The organism is Streptomyces sp. RPA4-2 (assembly GCF_012273515.2).
Taxonomy (GTDB): domain Bacteria; phylum Actinomycetota; class Actinomycetes; order Streptomycetales; family Streptomycetaceae; genus Streptomyces; species Streptomyces kaempferi.
Window position 1 is genome coordinate 8,141,980 of record NZ_CP050975.2, and the last position, 19,991, is coordinate 8,161,970.

Below are 19,991 nucleotides of genomic sequence, written 5' to 3' on the forward strand. Positions count from 1 at the left end.
CTGCGCCAGCAGGGCGGCCACGGCGAGCGCGAGCAGCCACCGCCGGTGCCGCCGCAGTCGTGCGTATCGTCGCGGCGGCTCGGTGGTGCTCGTCGGCAGGCGGCTTTCCCGCCTGTCCGCCATGGAGGTCGACATGCCTCTTGATACGCCCGTCGGTGGCCCGCCGCTCATCCGACACGGCCCGGGTTCGGCGCGGGTGCGCCTCACGGGCCGTCCGGGTGCGGCGGAAGGGCGGCCGGGCGCGTGCTCAGTGGCCGAGCTCGGCCCGCAGTTCCGGCTGGAGCAGGGCGCCGTGGGCGCGTACGAGGTCGTCGCACAGGTCCCAGATCCGTTCGACGGGCAGCGCGGCGGCCGTGGCGGGGTCGGCCATGGCGGCGTGCCGGATGTGGCGGGGGTCGTCGTCGGTGGCGGCCCGCACGACCAGGTCGTTGACGGCGACGTAGGCACTGTTGAGGGCCGCGCACTGCGGCGGTAGCGAGCCGACGCGGGTCGGCTGGACGCCCAGCGCGTCGGTCAGACAGGGGACTTCTACCACGGAGTCGGCGGGCAGGTTGTCGATCAGGCCGCGGTTGGGGACGTTCCCGTAGATCGTGCGCGGGGTGCCGGTGAGGGTGCTGTGGATGATCTGCGGGGCGTACTCCAGGGTGCCCTCGACGGGCAGCGGCGCGTCCCTGGCCAGGGCGTCGCGGGTCTGCTCGTAGCTCGCCGTGTTCTCCTCGATGATCTTCAGATAGGCGCCCACCGGCAGCCGGAGGCGTTCGATCTCGCTGTCGTGGTGGAGATACCAGGGCACGTACTCCGAGGAGTGCTCGCTGGTCTCGGTGGGGTAGTGGCCCAGCCTGCGGTACATGTCGACGCGGACCCGGCGCAGCAGCCCGGGATCCTTGGCGATCGCCTCGTCCAGCAACGGGTGGAGGTCCTGGCCGGCGCGTTCGAAGCGCAGCACCCAGGCCTGGTGGTTGACCCCGGCCGCCAGATAGGACACCTCCTCGAAGGGCACGCCGACCAGCGCGGCGAGGTCGTGCATCGTCCAGTGCACCGAGTGGCACAGGCCCGTCACGCGCAGGTCCGGGGCGATGCGGCTGAGGTAGAGGACGTTCATCGCCATGGGGTTGGTGTAGTTCAGGAGCATGGCGTCCGGGCACAGTTCGGCCATGTCCCCGGCCAGCGCGCGCAGGACCGGGAAGGTGCGCAGGGCGCGGAAGATACCGCCGATGCCGAGCGTGTCGCCGATGGTCTGGCGCAGGCCGTGGCGGGCCGGGATCTCGAAGTCGACGCGTGTCGCCTCGTTCATGCCGACCTGGATGATGTTGATGACGAAGTCCGCGTCGGCCAGGGCCGCCCGCCGGTCCAGGTGCGCGGTGATCACCGGCTTGGCCCCACGGGCGGCGGCGATGCGCAGGGCCGCGCCCTCCGCCGTCGCGAGCCGCTCCGGGTCGATGTCGTGCAACGCGATCCGGGCGTGGGCCAGTTCGGGGAAGGCGAAGAGGTCCGCGAGCAGTCCTTGGGTGAACACCACGCTCCCGGCCCCGATGAAGGCGATCTTCGCGGCGGTGACGTCGTACATCAGTGAATCCCTCTTTCCGAGTTGTCCGAGGTGGCGGCGCGGGCCTCGTCCCACGTGGGCTGTGCCGCGGTACCGCCGTGGCCGCGGGTGGAGAGCGAACCGCAGGCCACGGCGAGGGCCATGGCCGGCGCGAGGTCCAGCCCGCGCAGGGTCGCGGCGACGAATCCGGCGTCGAAGCTGTCGCCGGCGCCCACGGTGTCGACGGGTTCGACGGGCACGGCGGGCGCGCGCAGCAGTCGTGTCCCGCGCAGGGCGAGGGCGCCGTTCCCGCCGTCCTTGATGACGACGGTCGGCGGTTGTCGCGGGGGCGCGGCCACCTCGTCGCCGCTCACGCCCTCTCCCCGTGGCGGTCGGGGGTACGGCCCCGCACCCGTGGCGGGGTGCAGACCGAGGGCGCGTGCCTCGGCCGCGTTCGGCAGCAGGAAGTCGGTGACCGCCAGGACCGGATCGAGGAGGCCGCGGTCCCAGCGTCCGGCCGGGTCGTCGTTGGTGTCGAGCGAGGTCGTCGCCCCCAGGGCGCGGGCCCGCGCGAACACCGCGGCGAGGGAGCACGCCAGACGGGGCATCAGAAAGAACGACGCCGCGTGTACGTGACGGGTGGCGGCCAGCAACTCCCGCGGGACGTCCTCGGCGTCGGTCGCCGTCAGACAGCCCGGCGCGGTGAGGATGGCCCGGTCACCGTCCTCGGTGGTGACCACGACCGTGAGGGGCGTGGCCAGTTCGGGATCGGTGACCAGGAAACTCACGTCGACCCCTCGTCCCGCCAGCGCGTCACGCACGAACACGCCCGCGGGATCGGCGCCGACCCGGCCCGCGAAGGCGACCCGCAGCCCCAGCCGGGCGGCCCCGCACGCCATGATCGCCGCGGATCCGCCGAGCACCAACCCGGCGTGAGCGACGAGCTGTTCACGCTGCCCGAAGGAAAGGGGACCGGACAGCGGACCGGCCACCACATCCGGATTCGCGTCGCCGATCACCACAAGGTCGAAATCCCGCACCGCCGTCACCCCTTCAGACCGCTCGACGTGAGCGACTGCACGAACGTCTTCTGCGCCAGCAGGAACGCCACCAGCACCGGCAGCACGGTGATCACGTTCCCCGCCATCACCGCCGACCACCGGGTGTGGTGCTGTCCCTGGAAAGTCGTCAGCCCCAACTGGAGCGTGTACCGCGTGTCGTGGTTGAGCGCGATCAGCGGCCACGACAGGTCGTTCCAGGTCGACAGGAACGTCAGCACCGCGACCGTGGCCAGCGCGGGGCGGGCCAGCGGCAGCACGATCGAGAAGAGGACCCGCAGCCGTGAACACCCGTCGATCCAGGCGGCCTCCTCCATCTCCCGCGGCAGCGAGAGGAAGAACTGCCGGAACAGGAAGACCGCGAACGGGGTGACCAGCGACGGCACGATCAGCGCGCCGAGCGTGTCGATCAGACCCAGCTCCTTCATCACCAGGAAGGTGGGGATCATGGTGAGCTGGAACGGGATCACCATGGTCGCCAGCATCAGCCCGAGCAGCAGCCGCGACCCGGCGAACCGCATCCGCGCGAACGCGTAGCCGCCCAGCGCCCCGAACAGCAGATTCGATCCCACCGCGACCGATGCGACCAGGAAGGAGTTGGCGAACCACCGTGGGAACAGCGCGTTTCCGAGCACGTACCGGTATCCGCCCAGGTCGATGCCCTTCGGCCACAGCGCGGGCGGGAACCGGTTGATCTCCGCGTTGGTCATCACGGAACTGAGCACCAGCCACACCAGCGGCAGCGCGAAGCACAGGGCCAGCGGCGCCAGCAGCAGATGCCAGCCGCTCACCTTCGGCGTCCTCATCGGACGACTCCTTCCGTACGGTTCTGGCGGCGCCGTACGACCCGCAGCGCCGCGCCCACCACCATCAGGGCCGCCGCCAGGACGTACGCCGCCGCGGCCCCGTATCCGGCCGTGAACGTCTGGAAGGCCTGCTGCCAGACGAAGTAGACGACGACCGTGGTCGAGCCGAGGGGTCCGCCTTTGGTCGTCACATAGATCAGGTCGAAGACCTGGAGCGCCGTGATCACCTGCCACAGGAGCAGGAACACGGTGACCGGTGTGAGGGTCGGCAGCACGATGTGACGCAGGATCAGCGCGCGGCCCGCACCGTCGATGCGGGCGGACTCGACGAGTTCGGGCGGCACGTCCTGGAGCGCGGCCAGGTAGACGACGACGCAGAAGCCGACGCCACTCCACAGCGAGATGAGGACCAGCAGGTAGATCGCCTGGTCGGGGTCGGAGAGGAAGCCCTGCGGCGAGATGCCGAGCTGGTGCAGGAGTGAGTTGGCGACCCCGAACTCCGGGTCGAGGATGAACGAGAACAGGACGCCCTGGGCCGTCGCCGACACCACGAACGGGATGAAGACGAGCGTCCGGTACAGGCCGATGAGCCGCAGCCGACGGTTCAGGGCCAGGGCGAGCGCGAGGCCGCCGACCAGACTGAGCGGCACGTAGAGGGCCGTGTACAGCAGGGTGTTGCTCACGGCCGTATGGAAACCGGGGTCCTCGGCCAGGGCCCGGTAGTTGTCGAGGCCGACCCAGCGGCCCGGCGTGACCAGGTCGTCGGCCCGGAAGGACAGCAGCAGCGACCACAGGACGGGGACGATGCCGAGGCCGAGGATCACGACGACCGAGGGGCCGATGAACCCCCAGGCGGTGGCCGTTTCACGGCGGGCGCGACGGCGTGCGGCGCGCCGTGCGGCGGCCGGGGGCACCGCGGCCTGCGGGGCGAGCGTGATGGCGCGGGGCAGAGTGGACAAGACGGCCTCCCTCACCTGGAAGTCACCTGAGAGTCACCTGGACACGGACGGCGGAACACGGGGAGCGCGGGGAATTCAGGGAACGGGCGGAATTCAGGGAACGGGGGGAATTCGAGGAACGGGGGGAACGCGTCGGTGGATGCCGGAGGTTCTCGGATGCCCGGCCCGGGTCACCGGGGGATGAGCAGGGCGGCGTCGGACCGTTCCGCGCACCGGCGCAGGGCGCCGGCGGGGGAGTCCTTGCCGAGCAGCACCGAGACGATCGCCTCGCCGAGTGCCTGGGAGATCTGCGGATAGGCCGCGTGGACCGGGCGCACCCGGGCGGAGCCCAGCGCCTCGGTGAACACGTCGAGGCCTCTGGTCTGTTGGGAGTGCCGGCGCCACTCCGGCCGGGCGGCGGTGGCCGAGCTCAGCGGAAGGCTGCCCGCCGAGATGTCCCAGCGGGCGTCCTGGGCGGGGCGCATCATCCAGCGCACGAACTCGACGGCCGCCCGTGAACGGGCCGAGCCGTTGTCCAACACCGTCCAGGTGTCCGGGCCCGAGATGGTGACCGGCCGTCCGCTGTAGGTCGGCAGCGGCACGACGTCGTAGTCGACCCCGGCGCCGATGATGTCCGGGAGCTGCCAGGGCCCGGTCCCCACCATGGCCATCCGGCCGGCCATGAAGACCTGGTACATCTGCTCGCCGCCGGGCTTCGGATCGACGTACACGCTCTTGTCGCGGCTCAGCCCGGCGAGGGTCTCCAGGGCCCGTACGCCCTGGTCGGCGAAGCCGATGTGCTTGCCGTCGGCGGCCACGACGTCACCGCCCAGGTCCCAGATCATCGGCCACAGACGCCACACCGTGTCCTCGTCGCCGGTCCCGGGCCAGCCCGTACCGAAGACCCCGCGGCCGGGCTCGGTCAGTCTCCGTGCCGTGTCGGTGAACTCGTCCCAGGTCCAGCCGGCCCGCGGGAAGTCCACCCCGGCCTGCCGGAACAGCTTCCTGTTGTAGACGACGGCCAGGGAGTCGAGCAGCGCCGGGGCGGCCCGCACCCTGCCGTTGACGGTGACTCCCTCCCGCACCGGGGCCCAGAGAGACCGCCACGGCGTGGGGCCCGCGTGCAGCGCGGACGTCAGGTCGACGACGCGGGGACTGCGCGCGATGCTGGCCAGGTCCGAGCCGAAGATGTACGCGATGTCGGGATAGGAGCCCGAGGCGAGCGCGGCCGTCACCTTCTGGAGCATCGCGTCGGACAGCACCCCGCCGCCCGCGCTGTCGACGCGGATACGCGGATGGGTGCGGTTGAACTCGGCGACGAGCGCCTCCACGGCCTTCCTGCCCGTGTCGCTCTGCCCGTGCCACAGCTCGACGGTCACGGTGCCGTCGGCGCCGACGCCGTCGGAGGCGCCACCGCCGCAGGCGGCGAGGAACGGGGCGGCGGCCGCGCCGGCCAGCAGGCGGCGACGTGCGATCGAGGAGGTCATCAGGGCCTCCCGTCAGTGCGTCCGGCGGACGTAGTCCGCGCTGCCCGGTGTCGAGACGTCCACGTCCCGGCGCACGATGCTCAGCCTTTTCCCGTACCGCGCGCGGGCCTTGCGCAGCCCGCTGTCGGTGTACTCGATGACGACGACCCGGTCGTGGAACGCCGTCGCGTACGTCCCGCACTCGTCGTACTCGCCGCACTCCTCCGCCACCGCGAAGTCGAGGCCGGTCCGTGCCCTCAGGCCGGCCAGTTCCGCGGTGTTCTTCTGCCCGATGGCCAGGTGGCGGGCGTGCGCGCGGGCGGAGAGCAGCGTGATGAACGCGGTGGCGTCGTCGGCGCCCAGCAGATGCCGCGACCGGGTGTAGCTGTCGTAGTTGTCCGGCTCCACCGCGTCGAAGCCCTTGTCCGCGCAGCCGTCGATCCACCGGCCGACCCGCGCGGCCACCCGCTCGCGCTTGTCCGGCGTACCGATGTCGAGCAGCGCCTCGTCCCAGTCGCGGTCGACGACCACCTTGCCGTACGCGTCCCGCAGCAGCAGGTCGGCGGGCCACTGCCGCTCCTCGCCCGGCTGGACCTGGAAGGCGTTGACGTAACAGATGTTGTAGAGGCCGGGCGCGGGCGTCGCCGTACGGTCGCGGCTGACGATGCGGACACCCGACGGCGGCCGGTAGGCGCCGCCGATCTGGTAGTCGAAACCGGCGTGGAGCGGGGGGAGCCGTACGGTTCGCGGGCTCGGTCCCGAGGTCCCGTGCTTTCGGGGCGGAGTGCTCTTCGCCGGTCCGGAAGCACAGCTCACCAGTGTCGCGAGCGCCATCAGGGCAGCGGCTGCCCCCGGACCGGCGACGCGGAGAACACGTTTGACGGGCATGTCCGCTCCATCAATCGCGAGTACGACCCCGCCTCGGACGCTTCCCGCGATCCTGGCGACTTTGGCCGGACTTGAACCGTGTCCGTTACCGGCTGGGCGCACCTCTGGGTGCCCGGCTGCACGCGCCACGGCACGCCAGGATCAAAGCGCTTCGACGCCGCCCCCGTCAAGGCCACGCCGGCACGGGAGGGCTGCGGGACGGCCACCGACACACGATGTCCTCCGGGAGCAGCCCCGACCCGGGCCCTATGGTCAGGACATGACCGGAGACCGTATCGCACTGGCCGTCCACGACCACGGAGGCGACGGCCCGCCGCTGCTCCTGCTGCACGGAGCCGGGCGCACGCTGGCCGACTGGGCCGCCGTCGCCCCTCTCCTGACACCCCGGCACCGGGTGCTCGCCGTCGACCTGCGCGGACACGGTCTCTCGCCTTCCGGGACCTGGACCCTGCCCCGGGTGATCGAGGACATCGAGGGGGTCCTGGAGGAGTACGGCCTGCCCGGCGCGCTCCCGGTCGGACACTCACTCGGCGGGGTGATCGCGGTGCGGTACGCGCTGGACCACCCGGAGGTCACGCCCGGCGCGGCGAACCTGGACGGATACGGGTGGGGCCGCCCCGACCAGTACGTGGGCCTCGACCCGGCCTATGTCGACGAACGTCTCGTCCAGGTGAGGAAGTCGGCGACGGCCGGGCTGCCGGGCGGCCCGCTGCCCGTCGACGGCCTGCAGACCCTGCTCGCCCAGCAGCGCGCCCTGTCCGGACAACTCGGCGTTCCCTATGAGCTGTTGGAGACGGCACTGCTGAGGTCCGTGCGTCACACACCGGACGGGCGGCTGGAGTTGAGGCCGCGGCGCGAGCACGCGCTCGAGATGCTGGCGGCGATCGACTCGCTCGACCTGTTCGCCCTCTTCGCGCGGATGGACCGCCCGCTGCTGCTGGGGCGCGCGCTCCGCCCGACGCCCCCGGTGCCTGGCAAGGAGTGGTTCGACGACCTGATGAGGGCCTACGGGATGGGGCTCGCCAGGGATCTCACGGCACTGGCCGCACAGCGCCCCCACGTGCGCGTCGTCGGGATCGACGGCACGCACGCGATGCTCCTGGAGAGCCCCGGCGCGGTCGCGGCCGCGGTCCTCGCCTTCGCCGCCGAAGCGCTCACCGATCCCGCCTCGGTCCCCTTCCGGTACGCGCTGCCCGAACCGGAGGAGTGAGGTCAGTGGGGGGACGCGGCGGCGAACTCCTCGCCGCACGGGCCGGCGCCCTCGCTCTCGGGCAGGGCGACCGGCTCGCCGCTCATCGTCAGGGTGCGGTAGTGGACGCCGATGCGGGCCGTAGACCGCCCGACGTAGTGGCCGATGAAGCAGCGGCGGAAGCGGTCGGCGCTGCGGTTGGGGCCCGAGCCGTGCACCAGGCTGCCGTTGAAGAACAGCACGTCACCCGGTGCCATGTCGACCGGCACGGCCACCAGACCGGGCGGCGGTGGCACGTACTCGCGGACGAAGGACAGCTCCTCGTCCGCCTCCTGAGGGCAGAACAGGTCCATGCGATGGGTGCCCGGCACGACCTCCAGGCCGCCGTTGCCCCGGTCGATCGTGTCGCAGGCGATCCAGGCGGCCACGCAGGTGCCCGGCTCCACCCGCAGATAGAAGTTGTCCTGGTGCAGCGCCTGGCCACGGGCGCCGGGCGGCTTGAAGTAGAACATGCTCTGCGCGGCCAGGACCTCCTCGCCCGACAGGACTTCGAGGATCTCCCGCAGCCGGGGATCGAGCAGCGTGCGCCGGGACAGCGCGTTGATGCGGTGCGGATGCATCACCCGGGGGTGGCCGTGCAGCGGATCGGCCGTGCCGCCGGGCCTCGTCGCGCGGGGCTCGAAGTGCCCCGGCACCGGCCCGGCGGCGTGCAGCGCCGCGAACTCCGCGCACAGCGCGTCGATCTCGGCACCGGTGAACAGCCCGCGGACCACCACGAAGCCGTTCTCCGCGAACGCGTCCTCCCAGGTGCGCGGGTGCCGCCCGTTCCTGTCCGTGACCGTCATCCGACCGTCCCTTCCGTTCGGGGTGCGAGGTGCCTCACGCTAGGACGGTGACCCTTCCGGGAGGATGCCTGTGCGTGCTGACGTCCTGCCCGAGCCTGCTGTCCCGTCCCCGCCGCCGGACCTGGTGACGATCGGGCGCTACGACCAGCGGGAGGGATACCGGGTCCACCGGCCGCACGGCAGTGACAGCTGGCTGTTCACCTGGACCACGGCCGGACGGGGCAGCCTTCGGCAGGGCGTGGCCCGGACGACGGCCGGCGCGGGCGACCTGGTGGTTCTGGGACCCGGCGTACCGCACCGCTACGGCGTCGAACCGGGCGCCGACCACTGGGCGTTCTGGTGGACCCACTGCCGGGCCAGGCCGTCCTGGGACCGGTGGCTGCGGCCGTACGCCCTCGCTGACGGGGTGTACGCCGTGCGGGCCGCCCGGAGCCGGGAACGTATCGGGTCGGCGTTCCGGCGGATGCTCGCCGACGCCCGCTGGACGGGGGACGGCGAACCGCCCGACGGCGCGGAACCGGCCGACGGTGCGGAACCGGCCGACGGCGCGGTCGCGGTCGCGCACGGCACCGCGGCCAGGGAACTGGCCCTGTGCTCGCTGGAGGAGATCGTGCTGCTCGGCACCGCCCGCGCGGAGGGCGACAGGCCCGGGGTGGACGCCCGTGTGCTGCGGGCGGAGGCGCTGATCGCCGCCGACCCGGCCGCCGCGCACACCGTCCGCTCGCTGGCCGGGGCGGTCGCGCTCTCGCCGTCGCGATTCGCGCATCTCTTCACCGAACAGCTCGGCCGCTCCCCGATGCGGGCGCTGCGCGAGGCCCGGCTGCTGCACGCGGCCCGGCTTCTGGAGGCCACCGGGCTTCCGGTGGAACGGGTGGCCGCGGTCTCCGGATTCTCCAGCGCCCCGCACTTCCACCGGGCCTTCCGGCAGCGCTACGGGACCTCGCCGGGGGCCTACCGCCGTGGTACGGCCATGGCCTGTCCTTCGGACCGGACGGCGCCGGAGCGCGGTGCCCGGTCGACCCGCGACCTGACCCGAACGACAGGCCCTAAGGGTGGTGCGGGGGAGGCGGCGGCAAGGTCGTGACGTCCGGCGCCGGCTCCGGCCAGACCAGCAGGACCGGACAGGGCGCGTGGTCGACGACGAACCGTCCGGCCGGGCCCAGACTGTGCGGGCCCAGGCGGGCCCGGTCGCCGTCACGGGCGAACACGAGCAGATCGGCGCCGTCGGAGGCGGCGACCACCTCCCGTTCGGCACGGCCGGCGCGCTCCAGACGGTCGCACGGGCGGCCCAGGCGCTCGGCCGCCGCGTCGAGCAGCCGTACGGCGGAGGAGGCACCGAGATCTTCCAGCAGAACCTCGGGGTCGCGCTCCCGGTGCCCGCGGCCGAGCAGTCCGGCGAAGGCGCCGTGCGCGAGACCGGGCACCCCCGGCTCGCTGACGTGCAGCAGCACGACCTCCGTCGCCCGCGGCGCGTGCTCGCGCACCGCGTCCACACATGCCGGCCAGGTTCCTTCGACGAGCCAGGCGATCACCCGCATGGGCAACGTCCTCCGTTCAGCCTCCGATGACGTGGAGCGAGGTCCACAGTGCCAGTACGGCGGGGACCAGCGCGGCCGGCACGGCGATCAGGCCGAGCCGGGTGAACTCCTTGAGGTCTACGCCGTGTTCGTGCTGGTGGACGATACGCCGCCACAGCAGGGTCGCCAGGGAACCGGCGTAGGTGAGGTTGGGGCCGATGTTGACGCCGAGCAGGACGGCCAGCACCGCGCCGGAGCCGGACGTGGCGGCGAGCGGCAGCAGCACCAGGACCGCGGGCAGGTTGTTGATCAGATTGGCCAGCACGGCGGCGAGCGCCGCGATCCCGAGCAGCGCGGGCAGCCCGCTGCCGTCCGGCAGGATCCGGCCGAGGGCGTCGGAGAGTCCGTTGTCGACCACCGCGCGGACGACGACGCCCAGGGCGAGGACGAAGGCCAGGAAGGCCGGAGCGGTGGCCCGGACCACGGTGAGCACGGTGGCGCGCCCACGCACCATGGCCCGGACGGCGAGCACCAGCGCCCCGGCCGCCGCCGACCACGCCGGATCGATCCCGACCGCGGAGGCGACGACGAAACCGGCCAGCGTGCATCCCACCGTGACCAGTGCGAACAGCGGCAGCTCCGGCGGCTCGTCGAGGGTGGGCTGCGGAGCGGCGGCGGCCAGGTCGCGGGCGAAGAAGCGCCGGAAGACCACGTACTCGGCGCCGATCGCGACCAGCCACGGAAGGACCATCAGCGCGGCGAACCGGGTGAAGCTCAGCCCGCTCGCGGTGAACGCCAGCAGGTTGGTGAGGTTGGAGACGGGGAGCAGCAGCGAGGCCGTGTTCGACAGGTGCGTGCAGGCGTAGACGTGCGGTTTGGGGCGGGCGCCCATCCGGGCCGCGGTGGCGAAGACGACGGGCGTGAGCAGCACGATGGTGGCGTCGAGGCTGAGCACCGCGGTGATCGCGGAGGCGAGCGCGAAGACGGCGGTGAGCAGGCGCCGGGGCCGACCGGCGGCCCAGCGCGCCATCCAGGCGCCGCACGCGTGGAAGAGGCCTTCGTCGTCACAGAACCGGGCGAGCACCAGTACGGCCGCCAGGAAGCCGATCACCGGCCCGAGGTGCGCGGCCTCCTCGCGGGCGTGCTCCCAGGAGATCGCGCCGGTGGCCATCACCAGCAGAGCGGCCGGGACCGCGACGACCGCCTCGGGCCAGCCGAACGGCCGTACCACCGCGCAGACGAGCACGGCGGCGAGCAGCACGACGGACAGTGTTTCGGCGAACGGGGTGTTCAGGGTTCGGTCCTCCAGGGCACGGTCGGGTGCCCGTCCATCACATCAGATGCCGCACCACCTGCCCCGACGGGACGCGGTCAGACCTCCGGGAACGGGAACGCGTCGCGCCTCCGGCGGCGGTCGGACCGCCGGGGCCGTTTGAGGCCTCCGGGGCCTTTCAGACCTCCGGGACGAGGCTCAGCTCCGCCCAGATCGTCTTTCCGTCGGTCGTGTGCCTGCTGCCCCAGCGCTGGGTGAGCTGGGCGACCAGCAGCAGGCCGCGCCCGCCCTCGTCGAAGGTCCTGGCCCGGCGCAGATGCGGCGCGGTGTGGCTGCTGTCGGAGACCTCGCAGATCAACGTGTCCGCGTCGTGGATGAGCCGCAGCCTGATGGGCGACTCGCCGTACCGGATCGCGTTGGTGACCAGCTCGCTCACCACGAGTTCCACCGTGAACGTCGCCTGGCTGAGTTCCCAGCGGTCGAGCTGCTCCACGACCTGGCCGCGGATCGGCGCCACCAGGGCCGGGTCGGCGGGAATGTTCCAGGTCGCCACCTGCGAGGACGGCAGCCCGTGGGTCCGGGCGAGCAGCAGGGCCACGTCGTCCGGGGCGCCACCGGCGGGCAGCAGGGCCTGGAGGATCGCGTGACAGGCCCCGTCCAGCGAGTCCGCCGAGCGCTCCAGCGCGTCGCACAGCAGGTCGCGGTTGATGTCGGCGTCGCGTTCGCGGCTCTCCACCAGTCCGTCGGTGTAGAGGGCGAGCACCGTACCCTCGGGCAGGGCGAGTTCGACGGACTCGAAGGGCAGCCCGCCCAGCCCGAGCGGTGGTCCCGCGGGAAGGTCGATCTGCCGGGCAGAGCCGCCCGGCGGAAGCATGACGGGCGGTGGATGGCCGGCCCGCGCGAGCGTGCAGCGCCGTGTGACCGGGTCGTACACCGCGTAGAGGCAGGTCGCGCCGACTTCGCCCGTGGTGTCCTCCGAGCCGTCCTCCGCGGACAGCCGTACGACGAGGTCGTCCAGGTGGGTGAGCAGTTCGTCCGGGGCGAGGTCGATGTCGGCGAGTGTCCGGACGGCCGTGCGCAGCCGGCCCATGGTCGCGGACGCCTGGACGCCGTGTCCGACGACGTCACCGACGACCACGGCCACCCGCATCCCGGACAGCGGGATCACGTCGAACCAGTCGCCGCCCACCCCGGCCCGTGCGGCGGGAAGATAACGGGAGGCGGCCTCCAGGGCGGCCGTGCGCGGCAGTGTCCGGGGCAGCAGGCTGCGTTGCAGGGAGAGCGCGGTCTCGCGCTCGCGGGAGTAGCGCCGGGCGTTGTCGATGCAGACAGCGGCCCTGGCCGTCACCTCCTCGGCGAGCAGCACGTCGTCGGCGGTGAAGGGGTCGGGGCGCCGGGAGCGGGCGAGGACGGCGACTCCGAGGGTCTGGCCCCGGGCCGTGATCGGTACGCACATGAGGGCGTGGAACCCGTACTCCGCGGCACGTTCGCGCCGCAGCGCGTCCCAGGAGAGCCACTGCGTCAGGGTGGTGGCGCCATCGGGCGCCACGATCGTCCGGCCGGCCGCCAGCGAGTCGGCCTGCGGTGAGGCGGCGGGGTAGACGTCCACCTGGCCGGGCTTGAGCACGGCCTCGGGGGAGCCGGGGTGCACCGAGCGGTGAGCGGCGCGGCGCAGTGCGACCGGCGTGAGCGGCGGCCCGACCGGGGGTTCGCCCCCGTGCTCCGGCGGGTCCAGCAGGTCGACGCTGACGAAGTCGGCCAGCGCGGGTACGCAGACGTCGGCGAGTTCCTGCGCTGTTCGGGTGACGTCGAGGGAGGTGCCGATGCGCAGGCCGGCCTCGTTGACCAGTTGCAGGCGTTCCCGGGCGAGGTAGTGCTCGCTGAAGTCGTGCGCGGACAGACACACCCCCACGACCTTGCCGTCGGCGCCGGTCAGCGGGGCGATCCGGGCCAGCCAGGCGTGCGCGCGGTACTCGCCGCCCGCTCGCAGGTACGTCTCGACGTCGCGTCCGACTCCGGAGACGAGGACGTCGCGCAGCTGGGTCTCCAGGCGCTCGCTCTCCTCCTTGCCGCCGATCTCGGACATCCGCAGGCCCTGGATGCGGGCTTCGGGGAGGCCGATGAGGTCGGCCATGGCGTCGTTCACCGCGAACAGGCGCAGCCGCTCGTCGTAGACCGCGACGGGGCACGGGGACTGCAGCGGCATCGCCTCGGTCAGCGGGTCTCCGGGCTCGCGCGGGCCCCGGGATTCCAGTGGTGTGACCACCAGCCAGCTGACCGGGCCGCCGTCCGGCGACTGTCGGCGGTGGGCCAGCAGCCATACGGGGAGGGCGTGGCCGTCGCGGTGGCGCAGGGCGACGGTGCCGTTCCAGCGGCTGCCGGGCGGTTCGTTCGGCAGGTCCGCGCGGTCGGCGAGCAGGCCGGAGGCGGGGCGGCCCTCGACGTCTTCCGGAGCGTGGCCCAGCAGACGGCGGGCCCCCTCGCTCCACCGGAGCAGGGTGCCGTCGGCGTCGATCACCGCCCGCGCCGTGGCGGCCTCGTCGAGGGGGTGGACCGGGGGCATCGTCGCCACTCCCTTACCGTCACTCGCGGTGAACACGCGTCACTGGGGTCTCAGCCTAGTGCGCGGGCGCGTCGCGCACCCCGCACACGAGCCGCCCGGGAGCGCATCGGCGCGACGTATTCCGGCAGATGTGGCCCCCGGAGCGGAAGTGGGTGCCCGCCCCTTGACGGCCCCATGTGTCAGCACGTCAGAATCTGTTTGTTCACGATCAGTTGTGATGAGTTATGGGTCCTGATGAGGGAGAGCCGCCTTGACGGTCACTCGGAGATCGGTATTGATCGCAGGAACCGCCGCACCCACGGCCGGAGCGTTCGTGGGTGCCGCCGACGCCCGGGCGGCCTCGTCCGGGCACGCGGCGGGCCGCAGTATCGTCGAACTCCGCGACGGTTGGCGCTTCGCCCTGGTCGATCCGGGTGGGATCACCGACCCGACCGGGGCGTACGAGGGCGCGGCACAGCCCGGTCACGACGACTCGGCCTGGCGCGAGGTGGCCGTCCCGCACGACTGGAGCATCGAGCAGACCCCCACCACGGAGCACGGCACCACCAGCGGCACCGGGTTCTTCCCGGGCGGCCTCGGCTGGTACCGCATCGCCTTCACCCTGCCGCCCGCCCTCGCCGGCAAGCGGATCTCGGTGGAGTTCGACGGCGTCTACATGGACTCGTACGTCTACTGCAACGGCACCGAAGCCGGCCACCACCCCTACGGATACACGGGGTTCGCCCTCGACCTCACCGGCCTGCTGCACACGGACGGCAGCACCGCCAACGTCATCGCGGTCAAGGTCCAGAACCAACTCCCCAGCAGTCGCTGGTACTCGGGCAGCGGCATCTACCGCGAGGCCCGTCTCGTGGTCACCGAACCGGTGCACATCGAGCGCTGGGGCACCTACGTCACGACGCCGGACATCACCGCGCGACGGGCGGTCGTCCGGGCCCGGACGAGCGTGGTCAACCAGACAGGCGCCACGGCCGAGGTCCAGGTGATCTCGACGATCCTCGACCCCGACGGCCGAACCGCGGCCCGCACGTCCACCACCGCGACGGTCGGGGACCGCGCCGACGAGACCCACGAACTCATAGTCGAGCGACCGAGGTTGTGGGACTTCGAGACCCCCGGCCATCGCTACACCCTGGAGACCGAACTGCGCGTCGGCGGCACGACCGTCGACACCTGCCGCACGTCCTTCGGTATCCGCTCGTTCCGCTTCGACCCGGACGAGGGCTTCCACCTCAACGGCACCCACGCCAAGATCAAGGGCGTCGACCTCCACCACGACCAGGGCGCCCTCGGCGCCGCGATCAGCATCGACGCCGTCCGTCGGCAGATGACCGTCATGAAGTCGATGGGCGTCAACGCCTTCCGTACCTCCCACAACCCGCCCTCGCCGCAGATGATCCAGGTCTGCGAGGAGCTGGGCATCGTGATGATGGTGGAGGCCTTCGACTGCTGGCGGACCGGCAAGACGCGGTACGACTACGGCCGCTTCTTCGACGAGTGGTGCGAGAAGGACGCCACCGAGATGGTCCTCGCGGCCCGCAACTCGCCCGCCGTGGTCCTGTGGTCCATCGGCAACGAGGTCCCCGACTCCACCTCCACCGCCGGACTGGCCATGGCCGACCGTGTCATCGGCGCCATCAGGGCCGCGGACGACACCCGCCCCCTGGTCATCGGTTCCGACAAGTACCGCCGCACGCCCACCAAGGGCTCCGCGGCCGACCTCATGCTCGCCAAACTCGACGGGCTCGGCCTCAACTACAACACCGCCCAGTCGGTCGACGCGCTGCACGCCGCCTACCCCCACCTCTTCCTCTTCGAGTCGGAGTCCTCCTCCGAGACCTCCACGCGCGGCACCTACCAGGAGCCGGAGCACCTCAACACCGGCGAGAACCACACTCCGGGCCGGCGCGCGACCTCCTCGTACGACAACAACCTCGCCTCCTGGACGATGAGCGGCGAGTACGGCCACAAGAAGGACCGGGACCGGAAGTGGTTCGCGGGCCAGTTCCTCTGGTCGGGGATCGACTACATCGGCGAACCGACGCCCTACGACGTCTTCCCGGTCAAGGCGTCCTTCTTCGGCGCCGTCGACACCGCGGGCTTCCCCAAGGACATGTACCACCTGTTCCGGAGCCAGTGGGTGAGCGAGCCCATGGTCCATCTGGTGCCCATGACCTGGAACCACGAGATCGGCGACACGGTCCAGGTGTGGGCGTACGCGAACGTCGACACCGTGGAGCTCTTCCTCAACGGAAAGTCCCTCGGCACACGGAAGTTCGACACGAAGCGGACCGTCGACGGCCGTACGTACCTGGAGACCACCGAGGCGACCGGCGACGACAAGACGTTCACCTCCGGCCCCTACCCGGGCAGCTACACCAGTCCGAACGGCAGCGCGGGCAGACTCCACCTCACCTGGAACGTGCCGTACGCCCCCGGCGAGTTGAAGGCGGTGGCCCGCCGCGGCGGCCGGACCGTCGCCACCGACGTGCTGCGCACCGCCGGCCCGCCGCACCGGGTGCGCCTCACCGCGGACCGCAAGTCCCTTCCCGCGGACGGCCGTTCACTGGTGTTCGTGACGGCGGAGGTGGTCGACGCCCGGGGCGTGGTCGTGCCCGACGCCCAGCACCTGATCGCGTTCGAGGCCCACGGCGGTTCGCTCGCCGGTCTCGACAACGGCCAGGAGGAGAGCGCCGAGCGCTATCAGGCGAGCACCCGGACGGCCTTCCACGGCAAGGCCCTCGCGATCGTCCGCAGCGGCACGCGCCCGGGAGCACTGCGGGTGACGGCCCGCTCCGAGGGGCTGCGGAGCGCCACCGTCTCCGTGCCCGCCACCACGGCGCGCACGAAGGCGACCACCCCGGCCGCACGCTTCGCACCCGACCCGGGACCGGGCGCCCCCGCCTACCCGTTCGCGGACGCCGGCTACTCGGGGCGCCCGGACTCCCTGCCGGCGGCCATGCTCGACGGTGACGCGGCCACCGGCTGGTCCAACGCCTTCTTCAAGTCGGCCACGGCTCTGCTGCCCGCCTTCAGCGGAGCCCGCGCCGAGGACTGGGTCTCGGTCACCTGGGCGCGCCCCCGTGCCGTCGACCGTGTCGAGGTCTCCTTCACCGTCGACGCGACGCACGCCCTGCCCGCCTCGGCCGAGGTCTCGGTGTGGGACGGCGAGCGCTACGTGCCGGTGAAGGGAACGGCCGTCGACTGGGCCACCGCGTCCGACGCCCCGACCGTGATCACCTTCGACCGGGCCCGCGGATCACGGCTGCGGATCCTCCTGACCAGCGGGCACCCCGGAGCCGCCGACGGCGGGCTGCGCATCAGCCGGCTGGAGGTCCCGGTGGTCTGAGCGATCGCGATGCTCGTGCTCGGTCAGCGTGTGGAGTTCGGCCGGGCCGAGCGGGCGGTGCGCCTCGACGTACTCGCCGTGCGGCAGGCGTGTGATCACGCCGGTCGCACGGCCGTGCGCCACCAGTTCGCGGTCGCGCTGCCGCAGTCCCAGACAGAGGCGGCGCGTCACCGTGAAGACGAGGACCGGGACGACGAACAGGGAGACCCGCACGGCCCAGGTCACGCTGTTGATGGACAGATGCAGGCGGGTCGCCACGATGTCGTTGCCGCCGCCCGCGAGCAGGATCAGATACACACTGATCCACGCCGCCCCGATCGCCGTACGCACCGGCCGGTTGCGCGGACGGTCCAGGAGATGGTGCTCGCGCCGGTCCCCCGTGAACCGGGCCTCCACGAACGGGTACACGCCGATGGCGACCAGGAGCAGCGGAAAGACGACGACGGGGATGAGCACACCGAGCACCAGAGTGTGCCCCGCGACATCGATCTCCCAGCCCGGCATGACACGAACCAGACCCTCCGCGAAGCCCAGGTACCAGTCCGGCTGGGCGCCCGTCGACACCTGGTCGGCGCGGTAAGGACCGTATGCCCAGACCGGGTTGACGGTCGCGACGGCCGCGACCAGCGTGATGACGCCGGACACGAGGAAGAGGAAACCGCCCGCCTTCGCCAGGTACACCGGCAGGAACGGGGTCCCCACTACGTTGCGTTCGGTCTTTCCCGGCCCCCCGAACTGGGTGTGCTTGTGGTACACGACCAGGATCAGATGCGCGACGACGAGCGCCGCCATGATCCCCGGGATCAGCAGGACGTGCAGCGAGTAGAAGCGGGACACGATGTCATGGCCGGGGAACTCCCCGCCGAACAGGAAGAACGACAGATACGTGCCGACGACCGGGACCGACAGCAGCACGCCGTCCACGAACCGCAGTCCCGTCCCGGACAGCAGGTCGTCCGGTAGCGAGTAGCCGAACAGGCCCTCGAACATGCCGAGGAGCAGCAGCGTCCAGCCGAACACCCAGTTCACCTCACGGGGTTTGCGGAACGAACCCGTGAAGAAGTGCCGCATCATGTGCGTCAGCATCGCCGCCAGGAAGATCAGCGCGGCCCAGTGGTGGATCTGCCGGATCAGCAGCCCGCCGCGCACGTCGAAACTGATGTCGAGCGTGGACGCGTACGCCTCCGACATGCGGATGCCGTTCAGCGGGACGTAACCGCCGTGGTAGGTCACCTCGTTCATGGACGGATGGAAGAACAGCGTCAGGTACACCCCGGTGAGGACCAGCACCACGAAGCTGTACAGGCAGATCTCGCCGAGCAGGAAGGACCAGTGGTCCGGGAAGACCTTGCGCAGATACCGCCTGCCGAGGGTGTGGAGGCCGAGACGGCCGTCGAACCAGTCGGCGAGTCGCTCACCGGAGGACGTCTTCCCCGATGTGGTCACGGTGTCCGTCATGCGTGCTCCTCCTCGGTCGCGTCGGTCGCGTGGGTCTCATCGGTCTCATCGGTCCGCCGTACGCGCGCGAGCTTCTCGGGGTTGGTGACGATGTAGACGTCGGACACCTGCTCGCCGTCCGGGGTGAGATCCATGACCATGACCGCGTACGGCGACTCGCCCGCGAAGAGCACCGCGGAGTCGTCGCCGTTGACCCGCCGGTAGCGGATGTCGAGGCCGGCGCCACGCCGGGCGGCGTAACCGGCGAACAGCCGGGCCGCCTTGTCCCGGCCGCGCACCGGCCGCAGCCCCGCCGGCGCCTTGCCGCCGCCGTCCGTCCACACGGTCACGTCCGGCGCGAGGATCTCCATCAGCGCGGCGATGTCCCCGCCGAGCGCCGCCTCGACGAAACGCTCGGTCGCCTGGCGGCGGACACGGGGATGGGCCCGGTAGAGCGGGCGGCGGGCGTGCACGTGCTCCCGCGCCCGGTGCGCGAGCTGGCGCACCGCCGCCGGACTGCGGTCGATGACCTCCGCGATCTCGGTGTGCGCGTAGCCGAACACCTCGTTGAGGACGAAGACCGCCCGCTCCAGCGGGGTGAGCGACTCGAGGACCACCAGCATCGCCAGCGACACCGACTCGGTGCGCAGAGTGCGGTCGGTCGAGTCGTCGGGGCCCGCTTCGTCGAGCAGCGGCTCCGGCAGCCAGGGCCCCACATACGTCTCACGGCGCCGGGTGATCGCGGCGCGGCGCGCGAGCGCGTGGTTCACGGCGATCCGCACGAGGTAGGCGCGTGGGTTGGTGATCGCGTCCAGCGGTGCCCGCCGGGCACGGCCCGTCCATGACAGCCAGGCCTCCTGGAGGACGTCCTCGGTGTCGGCGACGCTGCCGAGGATGTTGTAGACGATCGCGAAGAGCAGCTCGCGATGGTCGACGAACACCTGCGTGGCGCTCTCGGTCCTCTCGGACATGCCATTCCTCCCTGGGTGCGCTCACCACTGCGAGCCCCGGAGAGGGTCCGAATGTGACATCCGGAGGCCAAAGAGTGACGTACGTCTCACGGCGTCACGCGGTCCCGGCGCCGTGCCCTCTTGAACGCGAGTCCGATGCCCGGGGCATCACCCGGCACCCAACTCG

The 19,991-nt window shown here is 71.9% G+C and carries 15 protein-coding genes; 3 read left to right on the top strand and 12 right to left on the bottom strand.

Translation table 11 applies throughout. The features are described 5' to 3' along the window. Positions 1–247 precede the first annotated feature (247 nt). From HEP85_RS35560 to HEP85_RS35585, 6 genes are all read right to left on the bottom strand, one after another. The gene (locus HEP85_RS35560) at positions 248–1,567 is read right to left on the bottom strand and encodes an alpha-glucosidase/alpha-galactosidase (RefSeq protein WP_168531606.1); all 1,320 of its coding nucleotides are present in this window, start codon (positions 1,565–1,567) and stop codon (positions 248–250) included. Next, positions 1,567–2,574 (bottom strand): carbohydrate kinase family protein, encoded by a 1,008-nt coding sequence (locus HEP85_RS35565; RefSeq protein ID WP_369657987.1) that lies wholly within the window; start codon positions 2,572–2,574, stop codon positions 1,567–1,569. Before HEP85_RS35565 ends, HEP85_RS35560 begins: the two co-directional genes overlap by 1 nt. Next, positions 2,571–3,389 (bottom strand): carbohydrate ABC transporter permease, encoded by an 819-nt coding sequence (locus HEP85_RS35570; RefSeq protein ID WP_168531607.1) that lies wholly within the window; start codon positions 3,387–3,389, stop codon positions 2,571–2,573. The genes HEP85_RS35565 and HEP85_RS35570 overlap by 4 nt, the downstream gene beginning before the upstream one ends. Continuing rightward, the gene (locus tag HEP85_RS35575; RefSeq protein ID WP_168531608.1) at positions 3,386–4,348 is read right to left on the bottom strand and encodes a carbohydrate ABC transporter permease; all 963 of its coding nucleotides are present in this window, start codon (positions 4,346–4,348) and stop codon (positions 3,386–3,388) included. Before HEP85_RS35575 ends, HEP85_RS35570 begins: the two co-directional genes overlap by 4 nt. A 170-nt stretch (positions 4,349–4,518) precedes the next feature. Then, positions 4,519–5,814, bottom strand: coding sequence for an ABC transporter substrate-binding protein (locus HEP85_RS35580; RefSeq protein ID WP_168531609.1), 1,296 nt, complete (start codon positions 5,812–5,814; stop codon positions 4,519–4,521). Positions 5,815–5,826: 12 nt separating this feature from the next. Then, positions 5,827–6,681: an endo alpha-1,4 polygalactosaminidase gene (locus tag HEP85_RS35585; RefSeq protein WP_168531610.1), complete on the bottom strand. Its 855-nt coding sequence runs from the start codon at positions 6,679–6,681 to the stop codon at positions 5,827–5,829. 259 nt (positions 6,682–6,940) lie between these two features. Between HEP85_RS35585 and HEP85_RS35590 the strand changes: the two genes are divergently transcribed. Then, complete coding sequence (locus HEP85_RS35590; RefSeq protein WP_168531611.1) at positions 6,941–7,891, top strand: alpha/beta fold hydrolase; 951 nt, start codon at positions 6,941–6,943, stop codon at positions 7,889–7,891. 2 nt (positions 7,892–7,893) lie between these two features. On the opposite strand, the gene HEP85_RS35595 is transcribed toward HEP85_RS35590, so the two are convergent. Continuing rightward, positions 7,894–8,715: a phytanoyl-CoA dioxygenase family protein gene (locus tag HEP85_RS35595; RefSeq protein WP_168531612.1), complete on the bottom strand. Its 822-nt coding sequence runs from the start codon at positions 8,713–8,715 to the stop codon at positions 7,894–7,896. Between the two features lie 64 nt (positions 8,716–8,779). On the opposite strand from HEP85_RS35595, the gene HEP85_RS35600 reads away from it, so the two are divergent. Beyond that, the gene (locus HEP85_RS35600) at positions 8,780–9,799 is read left to right on the top strand and encodes a helix-turn-helix domain-containing protein (protein ID WP_168531613.1); all 1,020 of its coding nucleotides are present in this window, start codon (positions 8,780–8,782) and stop codon (positions 9,797–9,799) included. On the opposite strand, the gene HEP85_RS35605 is transcribed toward HEP85_RS35600, so the two are convergent. The 3 genes from HEP85_RS35605 to HEP85_RS35615 all read right to left on the bottom strand — a co-directional run bounded on the left by HEP85_RS35605 (position 9,762) and on the right by HEP85_RS35615 (position 14,068). After that, the gene (locus tag HEP85_RS35605) at positions 9,762–10,253 is read right to left on the bottom strand and encodes a universal stress protein (RefSeq protein ID WP_329292563.1); all 492 of its coding nucleotides are present in this window, start codon (positions 10,251–10,253) and stop codon (positions 9,762–9,764) included. The genes HEP85_RS35600 and HEP85_RS35605 overlap by 38 nt on opposite strands. A gap of 16 nt (positions 10,254–10,269) precedes the next feature. Then, complete coding sequence (locus tag HEP85_RS35610; protein WP_168534385.1) at positions 10,270–11,526, bottom strand: arsenic transporter; 1,257 nt, start codon at positions 11,524–11,526, stop codon at positions 10,270–10,272. A 157-nt stretch (positions 11,527–11,683) separates the two neighbouring features. Then, the gene (locus tag HEP85_RS35615; protein ID WP_168534387.1) at positions 11,684–14,068 is read right to left on the bottom strand and encodes a SpoIIE family protein phosphatase; all 2,385 of its coding nucleotides are present in this window, start codon (positions 14,066–14,068) and stop codon (positions 11,684–11,686) included. A 250-nt stretch (positions 14,069–14,318) separates the two neighbouring features. Here HEP85_RS35615 and HEP85_RS35620 point away from each other — a divergent pair, with 250 nt between their 5' ends. Beyond that, positions 14,319–17,417: a glycoside hydrolase family 2 TIM barrel-domain containing protein gene (locus tag HEP85_RS35620; RefSeq protein WP_369657988.1), complete on the top strand. Its 3,099-nt coding sequence runs from the start codon at positions 14,319–14,321 to the stop codon at positions 17,415–17,417. Here the strand turns inward: HEP85_RS35620 and HEP85_RS35625 are convergent. Both HEP85_RS35625 and sigJ read right to left on the bottom strand, forming a co-directional pair. Next, positions 17,328–18,875: a cytochrome bc complex cytochrome b subunit gene (locus HEP85_RS35625; protein ID WP_168531614.1), complete on the bottom strand. Its 1,548-nt coding sequence runs from the start codon at positions 18,873–18,875 to the stop codon at positions 17,328–17,330. The two genes, HEP85_RS35620 and HEP85_RS35625, sit on opposite strands and share 90 nt — an antisense overlap. After that, positions 18,872–19,825: an RNA polymerase sigma factor SigJ gene (sigJ, locus tag HEP85_RS35630; protein ID WP_329292571.1), complete on the bottom strand. Its 954-nt coding sequence runs from the start codon at positions 19,823–19,825 to the stop codon at positions 18,872–18,874. The genes HEP85_RS35625 and sigJ overlap by 4 nt, the downstream gene beginning before the upstream one ends. Positions 19,826–19,991 lie beyond the last annotated feature (166 nt).

Bases quoted from the DNA above. Each gene is read 5' to 3' on its own strand.
- HEP85_RS35560 (WP_168531606.1), bottom strand. From the start codon at position 1,567: ATGTACGACGTCACCGCCGCGAAGATCGCCTTCATCGGGGCCGGGAGC.
- HEP85_RS35570 (WP_168531607.1), bottom strand. From the start codon at position 3,389: ATGAGGACGCCGAAGGTGAGCGGCTGGCATCTGCTGCTGGCGCCGCTG.
- HEP85_RS35580 (WP_168531609.1), bottom strand. From the start codon at position 5,814: ATGACCTCCTCGATCGCACGTCGCCGCCTGCTGGCCGGCGCGGCCGCC.
- HEP85_RS35585 (WP_168531610.1), bottom strand. From the start codon at position 6,681: ATGCCCGTCAAACGTGTTCTCCGCGTCGCCGGTCCGGGGGCAGCCGCT.
- HEP85_RS35590 (WP_168531611.1), top strand. From the start codon at position 6,941: ATGACCGGAGACCGTATCGCACTGGCCGTCCACGACCACGGAGGCGAC.
- HEP85_RS35595 (WP_168531612.1), bottom strand. From the start codon at position 8,715: ATGACGGTCACGGACAGGAACGGGCGGCACCCGCGCACCTGGGAGGAC.
- HEP85_RS35600 (WP_168531613.1), top strand. From the start codon at position 8,780: ATGCCTGTGCGTGCTGACGTCCTGCCCGAGCCTGCTGTCCCGTCCCCG.
- HEP85_RS35605 (WP_329292563.1), bottom strand. From the start codon at position 10,253: ATGCGGGTGATCGCCTGGCTCGTCGAAGGAACCTGGCCGGCATGTGTG.
- HEP85_RS35615 (WP_168534387.1), bottom strand. From the start codon at position 14,068: ATGCCCCCGGTCCACCCCCTCGACGAGGCCGCCACGGCGCGGGCGGTG.
- HEP85_RS35625 (WP_168531614.1), bottom strand. From the start codon at position 18,875: ATGACGGACACCGTGACCACATCGGGGAAGACGTCCTCCGGTGAGCGA.
- sigJ (WP_329292571.1), bottom strand. From the start codon at position 19,825: ATGTCCGAGAGGACCGAGAGCGCCACGCAGGTGTTCGTCGACCATCGC.